12 protein-coding genes are annotated in these 14523 nt (G+C 71.2%); 1 reads left to right on the top strand and 11 read right to left on the bottom strand.

All coding sequences use genetic code 11. From position 1 onward, the window contains the following. Nucleotides 1–29 precede the first annotated feature (29 nt). The 8 genes from AC1D15_RS01230 to AC1D15_RS01195 all read right to left on the bottom strand — a co-directional run bounded on the left by AC1D15_RS01230 (nucleotide 30) and on the right by AC1D15_RS01195 (nucleotide 9139). Complete coding sequence (locus AC1D15_RS01230) at nucleotides 30–1553, bottom strand: acyl--CoA ligase (protein WP_047503883.1); 1524 nt, start codon at nucleotides 1551–1553, stop codon at nucleotides 30–32. A 144-nt stretch (nucleotides 1554–1697) separates the two neighbouring features. Then, a complete protein-coding gene (locus tag AC1D15_RS01225) occupies nucleotides 1698–2600 on the bottom strand; it encodes a nucleotidyl transferase AbiEii/AbiGii toxin family protein (protein ID WP_477824601.1) in 903 nt (300 codons plus the stop codon). Next, entirely contained in the window at nucleotides 2597–3202 is a 606-nt protein-coding gene (locus AC1D15_RS01220) for a type IV toxin-antitoxin system AbiEi family antitoxin domain-containing protein (RefSeq protein ID WP_477824600.1), read from the bottom strand. Before AC1D15_RS01220 ends, AC1D15_RS01225 begins: the two co-directional genes overlap by 4 nt. A gap of 69 nt (nucleotides 3203–3271) precedes the next feature. After that, complete coding sequence (locus AC1D15_RS01215) at nucleotides 3272–3913, bottom strand: peroxiredoxin (RefSeq protein WP_465110139.1); 642 nt, start codon at nucleotides 3911–3913, stop codon at nucleotides 3272–3274. Between the two features lie 43 nt (nucleotides 3914–3956). After that, on the bottom strand, nucleotides 3957–4559 hold the full coding sequence (locus tag AC1D15_RS01210) for an RBBP9/YdeN family alpha/beta hydrolase (RefSeq protein WP_477824599.1): 603 nt from the start codon (nucleotides 4557–4559) through the stop codon (nucleotides 3957–3959). A gap of 25 nt (nucleotides 4560–4584) precedes the next feature. Beyond that, nucleotides 4585–4803 (bottom strand): TOBE domain-containing protein, encoded by a 219-nt coding sequence (locus AC1D15_RS01205; protein ID WP_047503889.1) that lies wholly within the window; start codon nucleotides 4801–4803, stop codon nucleotides 4585–4587. A 227-nt stretch (nucleotides 4804–5030) separates the two neighbouring features. After that, on the bottom strand, nucleotides 5031–6794 hold the full coding sequence (locus AC1D15_RS01200; RefSeq protein ID WP_477824598.1) for a carbohydrate-binding protein: 1764 nt from the start codon (nucleotides 6792–6794) through the stop codon (nucleotides 5031–5033). A gap of 266 nt (nucleotides 6795–7060) precedes the next feature. Continuing rightward, nucleotides 7061–9139: a glycoside hydrolase family 52 protein gene (locus AC1D15_RS01195; RefSeq protein WP_477824597.1), complete on the bottom strand. Its 2079-nt coding sequence runs from the start codon at nucleotides 9137–9139 to the stop codon at nucleotides 7061–7063. 107 nt (nucleotides 9140–9246) lie between these two features. Between AC1D15_RS01195 and AC1D15_RS01190 the strand changes: the two genes are divergently transcribed. Beyond that, a complete protein-coding gene (locus tag AC1D15_RS01190; protein ID WP_465110143.1) occupies nucleotides 9247–10122 on the top strand; it encodes an AraC family transcriptional regulator in 876 nt (291 codons plus the stop codon). Nucleotides 10123–10141: 19 nt separating this feature from the next. Here the strand turns inward: AC1D15_RS01190 and AC1D15_RS01185 are convergent, their stop codons facing one another. The 3 genes from AC1D15_RS01185 to AC1D15_RS01175 all read right to left on the bottom strand — a co-directional run. Next, the gene (locus AC1D15_RS01185) at nucleotides 10142–13072 is read right to left on the bottom strand and encodes a response regulator (protein ID WP_477824596.1); all 2931 of its coding nucleotides are present in this window, start codon (nucleotides 13070–13072) and stop codon (nucleotides 10142–10144) included. Then, complete coding sequence (gene cheB, locus AC1D15_RS01180) at nucleotides 13069–14127, bottom strand: chemotaxis-specific protein-glutamate methyltransferase CheB (protein ID WP_465110145.1); 1059 nt, start codon at nucleotides 14125–14127, stop codon at nucleotides 13069–13071. Before cheB ends, AC1D15_RS01185 begins: the two co-directional genes overlap by 4 nt. Continuing rightward, nucleotides 14109–14523, bottom strand: a 415-nt coding sequence (locus tag AC1D15_RS01175) for a response regulator (protein WP_477824595.1), incomplete at its 5' end; no start/stop codon positions are given. The genes AC1D15_RS01175 and cheB, both read right to left, overlap by 19 nt.

Here is a 14523-nt window from a genome sequence, read left to right as displayed (position 1 = left end):
GGCAGGGTTCGCCCGGGAAGAAAACGGTATCAGCCGAGGCCGAGCTTCTGCGCGAGGCCGATGCGCTGCAGCTTGCCGGTGGCGCCCTTCGGGATCTCGTCCATGAAGAGGATCTTCTTCGGCACCTTGTAGTCGGCGGCCCGCGTCGCGACGAAGGCCTGCAGCTCGCGCTCGGTGGCCGGCTGGCCCTCGCGCAGCACGACGACCGCGGCGACCTCTTCGCCGAGCTTCGGGTGCGGCATGCCGAAGCACACCACCTGCGCGACGGCCGGGTGGTCCATCAGGATCTCGTCGACCTCGCGCGGGCTGACCTTCTCGCCGCCGCGATTGATGATTTCCTTGAGGCGCCCGGTCAGGCTGATGTAGCCGTCGGCGTCCATCGTGCCCTGGTCGCCGGTGCGGAACCAGCCGTTCGTGAAGCCCTCGGCATTGGCCTTCGGGTTGTTCTCGTAGCCGCGCGTCACGTTGGCGCCGCGGATCACGATCTCGCCGATGCCGCCGGCCGGCAGCAGGTTGCCGTCCTCGGCCATGATGGCCACCTCGGGCCCGGCCGCGAGGCCGACCGCGCCCGGCTTGCGCGCCTTCGGCGGCAGCGGGTTCGACGCCATCTGGTGCGTGGCTTCGGTCATGCCGTAGGCCTCGATCAGCGGCGCGCCGAACACCTCCTCGAGCTCGCGGATCACCTGCGGCGGCATCGACGACGACGACGAGCGCAGGAAGCGCAGCGGGTGGCGCTGGATCACGTCGGCGTTCTTGCCGGCGCGCGACAGGATGGCCTGGTGCATGGTCGGCACCGCGGTGTACCAGGTGGGCCTGGCCTCCTCCATCCAGCCGAAGAACTTCAGCGCATTGAAGCCCGGCGTGCAGAACACCTGCGAGCCGGCCGACAGCGGCGCGAGCACGCCGGCGATCAGGCCGTGGATGTGGAACAGCGGCATGATGTTCAGCCCGCGGTCGGCGGGGGTGAACGCGAGCGTGCTGCGGATGTTGGTGGCCGAGGCGCACAGGTTGCGCTGCGACAGCGGCACGATCTTCGGGCGCGAGGTGGTGCCGGAGGTGTGCAGCACCATCGAGACGTCGTCGGGCTCGGCCCAGGTGGCTTGCGCGGCCGATGCGGCGATGGCGCCATCGCGCGGCTCCAGCACGAAGCTGCCGGCGCCGGCGCCTTCGGGCACCACCAGGTCGATCACGCGCACGCCGAGCTTCGCGGCCACGTCGATCGCCGGCGAGGCGCTGCCGCGCTCGACGACCAGCGCCTTCGCGTTCAGGTCGGACAGGTAGAACTCGAACTCGTCGGCGCGGTAGGCCGGGTTCAGCGGCGCGCTGGTCACGCCGCAGGCGCAGGCGACGAAGCAGGTCGCCATCTCGGGGCCGTTGTTCAGCACGATCGCCACGCGGTCGTTGCGGGCGATGCCCAGGCCGTTGAGCCGGGCGAGCGTCTCGGCGATCAGCCGGCGCAGTTCGCGGTAGCGCAGCGGGGGGCGGTCGGGGGCGGAGATGGCGATGTCGTCATCGGCGCCATGGGCAAGCAGATCCTTCAAGCTGTGGGACATCGGTGCCTCGCAAGATGGGAACGAGGCAGCGCGTCGACGACGCACGCCCCCCAACGTGGTGTGTTTCTACTTGTTGTCGGGGGCGAGTGTGCCGCACGAACCCGGCGACTGGCAAGAACGGGGGATCCCCGATCACGCACCGGATCACGCCCAGCGAGCGTGCTCGGGCCGCCAGGCCGCGTTGGCGAGGCTGCCGGAAGCGGCCACTTGCGTGGGCGGCCACAGCAGGTCGTGAAGCAGCGCGATGACCTGCGGCAACGGGGGCGCGCCCAGGCGCGCCTTGCCGAGGAACGCAGCCCACTGCCTGCGCTTGGCGTCGTCGTCCGCGAAGAAGGCCGTCAGCGCGAGCGGGGGCTCGGCGGGCAGCGGGGTCCGGCGCCGGGCGAACGTCGCGCCGATGGCACGTGCGAGCGTGGCGCCGTCCAATGTCGACCGGTGGGCGATGACGGACAGGTCGAAGAAGTCCTTCATGCGGCTGTTGGCGATGCCGAGCGAGACCATCGCGTGGTACTTCTCCGCGATCACGGTATAGACCGGATAGGCCTGCAGCCGGGGCGCGGCCAGGTCGGCCAGCAGCACGGGAAAGGTCACCGACTCGGCGGCCGGCGTGACGGCGTCGCCGAACCCGACGTCGACATGCAGTGCACAGCGTGCGTTGCCGATGCGGGCTTCGAGCCGCACCCGCCAGCCGCCATAGGTCGTGTCTTCGCGGATGGACTCCACGCGGACCGAGTCGGGCGCGAACGTGATGCCATCGCCGAGGTCGATGCCGGCGATGCTGCGGAAGGTGTCCGTCAGGTGGTCCGGGCCGTCGGGGCCGAAACCGAGGAGATCGGCGTCTCGCGTCGGCCGGTGCGGCGTGTCGTACCAGAGCGTGAACAGCAGCGCTCCTTTCAGCAGGAATCGCTCGGCATGCTCCGACACGCTGATGCGGCAGAGCAGGCGCTCCAGCGCGAAGCGGTTCAGCAGCAGGTTGTAGTCTTCGCCGGACTGCTTGGCGAGGTTCAACAGCCGGGCCAGTACCGACGCCGCGCTCGCGTCGCTCATGCCACCAGCGCTTCCAGGTACGGCCGCATCACCGTCTCGACGCGGTTGATGCGCGCGAAATGGGTGACTTCGTCCATGCCGAGCCGGCGCGATCGCCAGGCATCGCGCAGGGCCTCGAGCGCGACGTCCAGCCCGATCTTGTGGCGGAACTTGAAGCAGTCGGTGACCGTTTTCGCGATGCCGTAGACCCGGATCGGCGAACCCTGTTCGACCGCCGTCTCGATGCCGGCCGTGCCGGCATCGCCGCGCAGCCGCACGATGCGCAGCGGCGGGTAGTCAATGGCCGGTGTCTGSGTGCCTTCAGGCAGTGCGATCCAGACCTCGTGCGGAAGCTGCGTGCCGATGCCGTGGAACTGCAGCGCCGACAGCAGGCACACCACCGCCTTCGGCACGCGGTGGCAGACCTCGATCAGCGTCTGGTGCTCGGTGGGTTGCGCATCCGGCAGGCTGTAGAGCCCGCGGGCCGCCCGTTGCAGCTTGCCGGCCTGATGAAGCTTGAGCAGCAGTTGCGGCGACCAGCCCCGGGCGCGAACGTCGGCGGCCTTCAGCAGGCGCTGCCGCCGCGCAAGTTCGAGGATCTGGTCGGCCTGGGTGGATGCCATCGGCGGAGTTTAGTTTCCGCATGACTTGTCGGCAAGTCATGCGTCCAACAAACCCCTGCCGCCTACCTCTCAAGGCTTGTTCGGCTGCGGCGTCAACCGCAGGTACGGCGTCACCGCCGTGTAGCCCTTCGGGAACTTCTTCTTGATGACCTCCGGATCCTGCAGCGACGGCACGATCACGACGTCGTCGCCGTCCTTCCAGTTGCCCGGCGTCGCGACGCTGTGCGAATCGGTCAGCTGCAGCGAGTCGATCACGCGCAGGATCTCGTCGAAGTTGCGGCCGGTGCTCGCCGGGTAGGTGATCGTCAGGCGGATCTTCTTCGCTGGGTCGATCACGAACAGCGAGCGCACGGTGGCGGTGGTGCTGGCGTTCGGGTGGATCAGGTCGTACAGCTCGGCCACCTTGCGGTCGGCGTCGGCCAGGATCGGGAAGTTGACCCGCGTCTTCTGCGTCGTGTTGATGTCCTGGATCCACTTCGTGTGCGAGTCGACCGGGTCGACGCTCAGCGCGATCGCCTTCACGTTGCGCTTCGTGAACTCGTCCTTCAGCTTGGCGGTCAGGCCGAGCTCGGTGGTGCACACCGGCGTGAAATCGGCCGGGTGCGAGAACAGCACGCCCCAGCTGTCGCCCAGCCACTTGTGGAAGCTGATCGGGCCGTCGGAGGATTGCTGTTCGAAGTCGGGGGCGATGTCGCCCAGTCGCAAGCTCATGGTGGTCTCCTGGTGATGGATGAATGACAGGTCGAATGGCCGGTCAGACGGCGAACGAGAACTCGTGCAGGTCGGCGCGCTCCGGCCGGCGCGATTGCTCGACACGGTGGATCAGGAACTCGGTCAGCTTCTTCGCCGCCGGCAACGGGCCGAAGCCCGCCTCGGCATTGATGTGGCCGGCGTCGCCCAGGTTCACGAAGCCGCTGCCCCAGGCCTGGGCGAACGATTCTGCTCTTGGTGCGCTCATCCACGGATCGGTGTCGCTCGCGAGCAGCGTGGCCGGTACGCGCAGGCGCTGGCGCAGCGGCAGGTCGTCGAGCGCGAAGCGGCCCGGGTCGGCCGGCGCCACCAGCAGCGCGCCGCGCACGCCGTGGGCGGTGCGGCCGCAGGTCGACAGCACGTGCTGCGCGAGCGCCAGGCAGCCGAAGCTGTGCGCCACCGCGACCCACGGCCCGGCCGGCTCGGCGGCCAGCGTCTCGCCGATGCGGATGGCCCAGGCCTCGAGGTCGGCGCTGTCCCAGTCGTCCTGCTCGACGCGCACCGCGCGGCGAAAGTGACCCTGCAGCCAGCTCTGCCAGTGCGCCGGACCGCTGCCGCGCAAGCCGGGAATCACCAGCACGCGCACCGGACTGCCGTGGAATGCCATCGCGCCGTCTCCTTCGGACGCTGCGTCAGAGCGTCGCGATCGACACCTCGGTGGACTTGACCAGCGCGATCACGTCCTTGCCGACGGCCAGCTTCAGCTCCTTCACCGAACGCGTCGTGATGACCGACGTGACGATCAGGCCGGACGGCGTCTCGACGTCGATCTCGGAGACGACCGGGCCTTCGATGATTTCCTTGACCTTGCCGCGGAACTGGTTGCGCACGTTGATGGCGGTGATGCTCATGAATGACCTCGGGGTGAGAGTGAGCATCGATGATGGGCACGCGGCGCGGCCGTCGCAACGAATGAAACCGGATCAGGTCATGCGGATAGCGAATTTGAAATGAAAGACGCCTTCCCCCGCGAAGGGAGAAGGCGCTGAAGGATCCAGCTACGCCCGCGGATCCGGCTTTGCCGGTCCGCCAGGCGGCGCCCCTTGGGGGCAGGAGCGCAGCGACTGGGGGGCCCTGTCTACTTCCAGTCGGCCGACTGCAGCAGCGGGTCGACCGGCAGGCCGAAGCTGTTGCCGACCTTCTGGCCCACCGTGCCCGGGGCCGCCAATGCGGCGCTGCCGCACGAGCCGCTGGCCGGCTTGATGATGGCCCACAGCATCGCGCCGTCACGCGGGTTGCGGTTCGACGCCGTGCTGTTCAGCACCGCCGTCGTGTAGCGCTGCACCGAGTACGGCAGGTTCAGCGTGGCGCCGTACTGGTCCTGCAGGTTGCGCGAGCCTTCGCACTGCGCGTCGCCGTCGTTGATGACCAGCTGGCCGCCCGCCCAGCCTTCCGGCGCCGGCTCGAAGCCGATCGACACGATGGTCGACGACGGGTAGAGGCTGCGGTACTGGTTGTACGCGACCACGCCGTCGAAGTGCTCGTAGCGGGCGTCGTAGCTCATCACGTTGACGAGGTCGAGCATCGCCGCCGTCGCCGGATACTTCAGCACCACGCCGCGTTCGCGGCCGGCGTTGCCGCCCCAGTACGACAGCTTGCCGGCACAGCGCGAGTCGGCCGTCGTGCCCGAGGTGCAATCGGCGCCGCTCGACCAGCCGGCCAGCGTCAGCACGCGGCCGCCGCCTGCCAGGTCGACCGCCTTGCGAAGCGCCTTGATGGCGTTGGCGTAGCGGTCCACGTCGCCGTCGACCTCGTAGTCGACGTCCAGGCCGTCGAAGCCCATCTCGGTCTGGATCTTCGCGAGGGCGTTGATGATCGGGCCGCCGCCGGCCGCGCCTTCCGCCGCGATCGGACCCCAGTTGTTGTAGGTCGCGCCACCCACGGCCAGGATGATCTTCTGGTTGCGCTTGTGCAGCACGTCGATCGCGGCCTTGATGTCACGCGGCGTCGCGTTGAAGTTGATGCCGGTGCCCGAGAAGCTGTTCGTCGCGATGCCGGCCCACGAGAAGTTGGGGTCGGCGAACGAGGCCATCACGTGCGTGTAGGTCGCCGGCACGCGCGCCAGCTTGCTGGCGTTGTAGACCTCGGCCGGGCTCTTGCCGGTGGCGTCGAACCAGTTGTCGCTCCAGCTCGGGTAGTAGCCGACGTAGACGCGCTTGCTCTGGTTGGCCGAGAGCGCGCCGGCCGGCAGGTCGCCCGCGGGAGCGGGAGCCGGGGCCGGCGCCGGTGCGGGTGCAGGAGCCGGGGCAGGCGACGGCGCGGGGGCCGGTGCCGGCGCCGGGGCGGTGCTGCAGTTGCCGGTGGCCGTCCACGGCTGGCCGCTGCCGACCGGGCCGYTGTTGGWSGACGGGTTSTKGCCCTGCGTCCACCAGTTGGCCTTGTAGTTCACGCCGTTGACGCTGACGACTGCGCCGCCGTTGTAGGCGGTGCTGGCCGACCACGGCATCGCGCAGGTCCCGGGCGCGGGGGCGGGCGCCGGGCTCGGCGCGGGGGCCGGCGCAGGCGCGGGAGCAGGTGCCGGAGCGGGCGCCGGGGCCGGGGCAGAGCCGGTCGGCGACCACAGCGTCGGCGTCGCGGCCGGGTTCCAGTTGGTGCCCGCCCATGCGGTGTGGGTCACGAGGGCGACGTACAGCACCCCGTTGTAGCTGACGATGGTGCCGGCGGTGTAGGTCACGCCTTCCTGCCAGGCCGGGGCCGTCGTGGCCTGCGCCAGCAGCATCCCGTCGAACGACGAGGCCTGTGCGGCCACGGCCGCCGTCGCCGGCTGCAGGGTCGCTGCCTGCACCTGCGACCACAAACCGCCGATGGCCACGGCCACCACGGTCATTCCCACGCTCTTCATGATCTGTCCCTTTCAGTGTTGTTGACAACGAAGCACTGAGGGAATTCTCGAAGCCGCCTTCACAGGCAGCGACGTGTGTCTTGCAACAAGATGCGAGCGCTTTCAGAAACGTAACGATGCTGGCTCCAGCCGCCAAGCCGGTGCCATCGGTCGTCAATGCGAGCGATCAACAGGTATTGAATTGGTTATATACCGGTCTGCTTTGGTACTCGTCCTGTCGCACAGCTTACGTTTGGTTTCAAACAAGGCGGCCGGCGTGAACCCGGTCAACCCTCGGTCAGCCAGATCTGGCTGCTGACGCCGCGCGGGTAGTACTTGGCCGCGAACACCAGCCCGTTCTTCACCTGCTCGCTCCAGCAGTGCACGCTGAGCTCCGGATGCAGCTGCCAGGCGGCATGGGCCTCGTCGGCGCGGGCGCCGGCGGCGCCCAGGTCCATCTGCAGGATCTCGCGGGCGACGAACTGGCAGACGTAGGCCTTGGCCGGGAAGGTGTTGTCGCTGCGCGAGGTGATGCGCCAGCCGCCGTCGGGGAACAGGCAGGTGTCCTCGCGCAGCACATGCTCGCCGACGTGGCGTTTCAGTGCGGCGAGGTACGGCGCGTATTCGCCGTCCGCTGCCAGCGCGTCGCGGCAGCCGGCGAACCACGGGTAGGCCAGCGCCTCGATCACCGGCAGGATCACCGCGTCGTCGTCGGGCGCTTCCAGCAGCGCCGGGATCAGGCCGTCGGGCCGGGTGACCGCCACCACCGTCGCGGCGGCGCGCCGGGCCTGCGCATGGGCCCGTTCGGCCAGCGCCGGCCGGTCGAGCTGCGTGAACAACTGTTGCAGGATGACCTGCGCCGCCCAGGCCTTGCCGGCGATGTAGGTGTTGCCGGCGGCCTGGCCGAGCGACGGGTCGAGGCAGTCGTAGGTCGTGATCTCGCGCCCGCCCTCGCAGCGGCTGCTGTCGGCACGCGGCACGCCGTTGCGCCGGGCCGGCTCGGGGTGGTCGCGCCGCTCCAGGCTCTGCAGGCAGCGCTCCAGCAGCGCGGCGTGGCGGCGTGCCCAGGCGAGGTCGCGGCCCTGGTGCACGTACAGGCCGGCGCACAGCGTCCAGTTCAGCAGCTCTTCGGTGGTCATCTGCGAGAAACAGCCGGTCAGCCCGGCGCGCTCGTAGGCCGAGCGGCCCGGCGGCGAGAAGATGCCGTCGACGCCCATGTCGTGCGTGAAGCTGACGCCGTCCTCGTCGTCGTACGAGTAGCCGGCGGCGTACTGGTCGAGCACGTTGCGGATGGTCCACGGGTGGTGCAGGCCTTCGTACAGCGAGTGGTCGGACACCAGGTCGAGCGTGTTCAGCATGTTGTACTCGCCCTCGTTGACGACCCACAGCGCACGGCCGTCGCGTTCGAGCAGCTGGGTCGAGTAGAGGTAGGAGCGGGTCGCGTGCGCGACCGTGAAGCGCTGCGCCGGCGACAGCGCACTCGCCGCGAGCCGCTGGTCGGCGGCGCGGCTGGCCTGCACCGCCTCGTCGAAATCCGACAGCGCGAAGCGCGCCACCGACTCCACCGAATCGAACCAGCGGTTGTAGAGCTGGCGGGTCGCGATGCCGCCGGTGACGACGCCGGCGCGGTGGAAGCAGAACGCGAAGCGCAGCGTGCGCCGCTCGCCGGCCGGCACTTCGGCGCAGACCACTCCCCAGCGGCCGAGCATCGTCGCGCGGTTGCTCGCGTGCCGGTCGCCCAGCACCGCGAGCGGGTCGAAGCCGATGCCCGACCAGGCGCCGGGCGCGTCGGTGGCGAAGCCCTGCTCCAGGCCGTCGCCAATGCCAGCGCCCTGGTCAAGCGACAGATGGCGCATCCCGCGCAGCGGATCGATGCCCGACAGCCCGACCGCGACCCGGCGGGCCCGCGTGCCGGCCCGGTTGTCCACCTCGATCTCGGCGCGCACCGCGGGCACGAACGCGCGCTTCGCGGCCAGCGGTTCGCCGGTATCGGGATCGGGCAGGTCGCGCACCGGCGTGTACAGCGTGAAGCGCAGGTCGCCGGCCTGCCAGCTGTCGGTGGCGAGCGAGAACTCGCGCTGCACCTCGTCCAGCGCGAACAGCCGCGCGCCGAGGCCCGACACGCCGAGGTGCGAATCACCCTGGTCGCTGACGAAGCGCTGGCGTTCCGCATCGTCCGGGGGCTCGCAGAACGGCAGCGTCTCGAACAGGCCGGGCTGCTGCGCCGATTCGAGCGCGACCAGCACCGACTGGCCGGGCGCGCCGCACAGCTCCAGGTCCATGCCGCCGCGGGCGCCGGGGAAGCCGAGCGTCAGGCTGGCGTGGGCGCCGACCGGCGCATGCTGGGTGTTGAAAAAGCGATTCATCGGCAGCCTCGGTGTAAGGTCGCGATTCTGCGAGCGCCGCCCGTGCCGGGCCATGTCCCGATGCGGGACGGGCTTGCCCTGAGCCGCGACGATCGACCCACTCCTTCATGTACCCCGTCCGCCCCGAGACCGCCCTGCCGGACTACGCCAAGCAGCCGGACGTGCGCACCACCGTCACGATGACCGACGCGCACACGCGCCGCGTCGGCCCGCGCTGGCAGTACCCGCGCCACGACCATCCGTACTTCGAGCTGTGCCTGCTGCTCGCGGGCCAGCAGCAGGTGCGGCTGACCGGCCGCACGCTCGCGCAACAGGCCGGCGACCTGCTGCTGATCACGCCGTTCGAGGCGCATGCGTCGAGCACGCCGGTCGCCGCGCGCCTGTACTGCGTGCACTTCGACCTCGACGACCTGGAACTGCGCCGCCTGCTGTGCCGTGCCGGCACGCGCATCTTCGCGGCCGACAGCGCGCTGACGCAGCGGCTGCAGCCGGCGCTGCAGCGCATGCTGGCGCTGGCCGCCGACCATGCGGCGCTGTCGCCGCTGGTGCACCGGCTGGAGCTGGGCGCCTCGCTGATGGCGCTGTTCGCCGCGTTGACGCGCGGGCTCGAAGAAGAGGACATCGCCGCCGCGCCGGTGCCGCAGCTCGCGCTGCAGACCGCCGGCCGGCTGGCCGAGCTGATCGAGCGCGAGGTGCAGAGCGGCGGCGCCGAGACCTCGCTCGAGGCCGCGATCCGGCGCCTGGGCTACACGCCGGACCACGGCAATGCCCTCTTCCGTCAGGTGTACGGCATGTCGGCACGCCAGTACCGCTCGACGCTGAAGCTGCGCCGCGCGAAGCTGCTGCTGATGGATGCGCAGCTCGGCATCGCCGAGGTCGGCGAGCGGCTCGGCTACGCGAGCGGCGCGCACTTCAGCCGGCAGTTCAAGCGCTGGTGCGGGGTCGCGCCGGCCGACTACCGGCGCGACAGCGGCAGCGGCTGACGCGCGCCGCCGGCCGTCCTCACGGATCGGCGGCCGGTTCCAGCCGTTCCGGCTGGCCGAAGGCCCGCCGCACCTCGCCGAGGAAGCGTTCCTCGCCCAGTTCGCCCTTGCGCACCACGCTCAGCACGTGGCCCTCCAGCTGCTGCCGGTCTTCGTCGCTGAACTGCCGCGCCGTCACCATCACCACCGGGATGTTCGCGGTGTGCGAGTCGCGCTTCAAGGCCTCGATCACCTCGAGGCCGCCGATGTCGGGCATCAGCAGGTCCAGCACCACCAGGTCGGGCCGGTGGCGCCGTGCGAGCTCGATCCCCTCCTGCCCGCCGAAGGCGCGCAGCACCTGGTAGCCCGGCTGGCTCAGGTAGGCACTCATCAGCTCGACGGCGGCCGGGTCGTCGTCGACGAGCAGCACGCTGACCCCGCGCGACGGCGTCGGCGCGAAGCCCATGCGCGCCAGCTCGTGCGCGAAGTCGCCGCGGCCGACCGGCTTCTGCAGCACGGCCGACGCGCCCACCGACAGCCCGATCTCGTGTTCGTCGGCCACCGACACCACCACCACCGGGATGTCGTGCCAGGTCGGCAGCTCCTTGATGCGCGCGAGCAGGTCCCAGCCGTCCATGCCGGGCAGCCGGATGTCGAGCGTGATCAGGTCCGGCCGGCAGTCGCCGGCGAGGGCGAGCGCGGCCTCCGCGGACGGCGCGTGGCGCACCCGGAAGCCGATGCTCCCGAGCTGCACGCGCATCAGCGCGGCCGCCTGCTGGTCGTCCTCGACCACCAGCGCCAGCGGCCGCAGGCCGGCCTCGGCCTCGGCTTCGGCCTGCGCAGCGGCGTCGGCCGAAGCCGGCGCGGCGGCGGCGCTGCCGCGCCAGGGCAGCCAGACGCTGAAGCAGCTGCCGCGCCCCGGCTCGCTCGTCACCGCCGCCGTGCCCTCGTGCAATTGGGCCAGCCGCAGCACCGTCGCGAGGCCCAGCCCGGTGCCCTCGACGCGGCGCGTCAGCTCGTTGCGGATCTGCGTGAAGGGCGTGAACAGCTGGTCCAGGGCGTCGGGCGCCATGCCGATCCCGCTGTCGGTGACGCTGATCTGCAGGAAGGACTGGAACGGGCTGTCGGGCAGCGGCAGGTGGCGACCGGTTGCGAAGCCCGGCAGCCCGTGCCCGGCCTGCCGGCGGTCGACGCGGCTGGCCCGCAGCACCACCTCGCCGCCGTCGGGCGTGAACTTGACCGCGTTCGACAGCAGGTTGTAGACGATCTGCTTCAGGCGCCGCCGGTCGGCGCGGATCGGCTCGGGCCAGCCGGCACCCTGCACCGTCAGCCGCACCCGGTGGCTCGCCGCCCGGTCCTGCACGACCGCCAGCGCGCCGTGCAGCAGGCCGTCCAGCTCGATGGCTTCGAGATCGAGATCGGCCTTGCCGGCCTCGATCTTCGACAGGTCGAGGATGTCGTTGATCAGGGCCAGCAGGTGCTTGCCGCTGTCGTGGATGTAGACCATGAACTCGCGCTGGCGCGGCTCGAGCGCGCCGCCCAGGCCTTCGCGCAGGATCTCCGAGAAGCCGATGATGGCGTTCAGCGGCGTGCGCAGCTCGTGCGACATGGTCGACAGGAACTCGGTCTTGGCCTGGTTGGCGCTGGCCAGCTGCGTGTTCAGCGCCTCCAGCGCATGCTGCTTCTGCTGCAGCACCTCCACCAGTTCGGCGCGGCTGTCGGCCAGCGCGCGCGCGGCGCGGGCCTCGGCGGCTTCGTGCTCCACCGCGAGCAGCTCCAGGCGGATGCGCCGGTTCTCGTCCTCGAACTGCTTGCGCCGCAGCTGGGCCCGCACGCGCGCCTTCAGCACCTCGGTCTCGCTGGACTTCTGGATGAAGTCGTCCGCGCCGGCCTCGAGCGCGTCGAGCATCGTCGCCCGGTCCTCCATCGACGTCAGCATGATGAGCGGGATCTCGCGCATCACCGGCGCGGCCTTGATGCGCTGGCAGGCGGCCCGCCCGCCGAGCCCGGGCATCAGCAGGTCCAGCAGGATGCAGTCCACCTTCTGCACCGCCAGCAGGTCCAGCGCCTCCTCGCCGGAGCGCGCCGCCACCACGTCGTAGCCCTCGCCGCGCAGCAGCTGTGCCGTTTCGGCGAGGTAGGTCGGGCTGTCGTCCACCGCCAGGATGCGCTTCGGCGCGAGCAGGCTGCCGCTGCGCGCGGGCAGGCCGGTGGCGGCGCTGCGCAGCATCGCGGCCAGCCGCGCGAGCACCACCTCGACGTCCTCGTCCTTGTGCACGAAGGCATCGGCGCCCGCGTCCAGCGCGCGCGCCTCGGCCGTGCCCTCCTCCGATCCGGTCAGCAACAGGCAGGGCACGGCGCGCAGCGCGATGTCCAGCCGCAGCCGGCGGATCACCGTCGGCCCGTCGATGCCCGGCAGCACGCTGTCGACGATGACCGCGTCGGGCCGCTCGGCCGCGGCGACGCGCAGGCCCTCCTCGCCGCTCGCCGCCACCAGCACCGGATAGCCGGCGGGCTCCAGCGCCTCCCGCAGGGCCTCGCGGAAGGTCCGGCTGTCGTCGATCACCAGCACCGTCGGGCCCTGCCGCACCGCCTGCGCGCGGCGTGCGCGCAGCAGCTCGCGCGCCTTCGCCACCACGAAGTGGATGTCGTAGGGCTTGCCGACGTACTCGTCGGCCCCGGTGCGCAGCCCGCGCAAGCGGTCCTTCACCTCGGCCTCGCTCGACAGCATCAGCACCACCGCCTGCGCGGCGCCGGGTGCGGCGCGCAGTTCGCCCAGCAGCTGGACGCCGTCGCCATCGGGCAGCAGCACGTCCAGCACCACCACGTCGGCGGCACCGCGCGCAAAGGCCGCGCGGGCGGCCGCCGCCGTGGCACACAGCTGCACGCCGAAGCCGGCGTCCTCGAAGGCCTCGCGCAGGTCCATGCGAACCGTGAGGCTGTCATCGACGATCAGCACGCTGTCGCTCATGGCAGCGGTCCTCCGAGGGTGTGCACCGCCCGCGCGAGCGCCGGGCCGATCTCGGCCAGCGGCAGCACCTGCCCGGCGGCGCCGAGCAGCGCCGCCTCGCGCGGCATGCCGTAGACCACGCTGCTCGCCTCGTCCTGGGCGATCGTCACGCCGCCGGCCTGCCGGATCTGCAGCAGGCCGGCGGCGCCGTCGCGGCCCATGCCGGTCAGCAGGCCGGCGGCGGCCGCTGCGCCGCACTCGGCGGCGACCGATTCGAACAGCCGGTCCACCGACGGGCGGCATGAATGCCGTGGCGGCTCCTGCGTCAGGCGCAGCACGCCTGCGCTGACCACCAGGTGCCGGCCGGGCGGCGCGGTCACGATCTGCCCGGCCAGCCCGGCCAGCGGTTCGCCGTCGCGCGCGCAGCGCACGCGGTGCGGCGTCTGCGCATCCAGCCACTCCGCGAAGGCGGTGCCGAACGGCTCGTTGATGTGCAGCAGCACCAGCATCGGCACCGGCAGCGGGGCCGGCAGCCCGCGCAGCACGTCGACGATCGCGCCCGGCCCGCCGGTCGAGGCACCGAGCACGACCAGGCGGCAGGCGGCCCGGCCGGGGTCCGCGGCGCGCGGCACCCGGTCGGCCTGGCGCGCCCGCAGGTGCGTGATCACGCGGATGCGCGCCACCCGTTTCACCAGCGTGACCAGCTGCTGCTCCCACGCGCCCTCGGCCGCGTCGGCCGGCGCCTTGTCGAGCACGTCGACCGCGCCGGCCGCGAGCGCGTCGTAGGTCTTGAACAGCTCGCCGCGGTTGGTCGACGACGACACCACCAGGATCGGCGTCGGGCAGTGCGCCATGATGTACTCGGTGGCGGACAGCCCGCTCATCAGCGGCATCATCATGTCCATCGTCATCACGTCCGGCCGCAGCGCCTGGCACAGCGCGACCGCCTCCTTGCCGTTGGCCGCCTCGCCGACCACCTCGATCGCCGGGTCGCCCGCCAGCACCTCGCACAGCCGCTTGCGCACGGTGACGGAGTCCTCGGCGACCAGCACGCGCGTCATGGCACCTGCACCCATTGCTCGACCTGGCGCAGGAAGTCGGCCTGCACGAACTCGCTCTTCACGATGTAGCCGCGCGCGCCGACCTGCTCGCCGCGCCGGCGGTCTTCCGGGGAACAGCGCGAGGTGACGAGGATCGCCGGCACGTCGCGCAGCGCCGGATCGGCGCCCGCGTGCTCGATGAAGCTGAAGCCGTCCATGCCCGGCATCTCGACGTCGACCAGGAACAGCGCATAGCGCTGGCGCCGCGCCTGCTCCAGCGCGTCCTCGGCCGACACCGCGGCATGCACGGCGTAGCCGGCCGATTCGAGGATGCTCTGCTCCAGCATGCGCGTCGTCAGCGAATCGTCGACCACCAGCACCGGCAGGCGCGGCGCGGCCGGCGGCGGCGCGGCCACGCCGGCGGCCTGCGCC

Source organism: Rhizobacter sp. P2_H2, assembly GCF_056403375.1.
This window is presented reverse-complemented; position numbering and strand designations above follow the sequence as displayed.

Bases quoted from the DNA above. Each gene is read 5' to 3' on its own strand.
- AC1D15_RS01185 (WP_477824596.1), bottom strand. From the start codon at position 13,072: ATGAGCGACAGCGTGCTGATCGTCGATGACAGCCTCACGGTTCGCATG.
- AC1D15_RS01230 (WP_047503883.1), bottom strand. From the start codon at position 1,553: ATGTCCCACAGCTTGAAGGATCTGCTTGCCCATGGCGCCGATGACGAC.
- AC1D15_RS01190 (WP_465110143.1), top strand. From the start codon at position 9,247: ATGTACCCCGTCCGCCCCGAGACCGCCCTGCCGGACTACGCCAAGCAG.
- AC1D15_RS01225 (WP_477824601.1), bottom strand. From the start codon at position 2,600: ATGAGCGACGCGAGCGCGGCGTCGGTACTGGCCCGGCTGTTGAACCTC.
- AC1D15_RS01215 (WP_465110139.1), bottom strand. From the start codon at position 3,913: ATGAGCTTGCGACTGGGCGACATCGCCCCCGACTTCGAACAGCAATCC.
- cheB (WP_465110145.1), bottom strand. From the start codon at position 14,127: ATGGGTGCAGGTGCCATGACGCGCGTGCTGGTCGCCGAGGACTCCGTC.
- AC1D15_RS01210 (WP_477824599.1), bottom strand. From the start codon at position 4,559: ATGGCATTCCACGGCAGTCCGGTGCGCGTGCTGGTGATTCCCGGCTTG.
- AC1D15_RS01195 (WP_477824597.1), bottom strand. From the start codon at position 9,139: ATGAATCGCTTTTTCAACACCCAGCATGCGCCGGTCGGCGCCCACGCC.
- AC1D15_RS01205 (WP_047503889.1), bottom strand. From the start codon at position 4,803: ATGAGCATCACCGCCATCAACGTGCGCAACCAGTTCCGCGGCAAGGTC.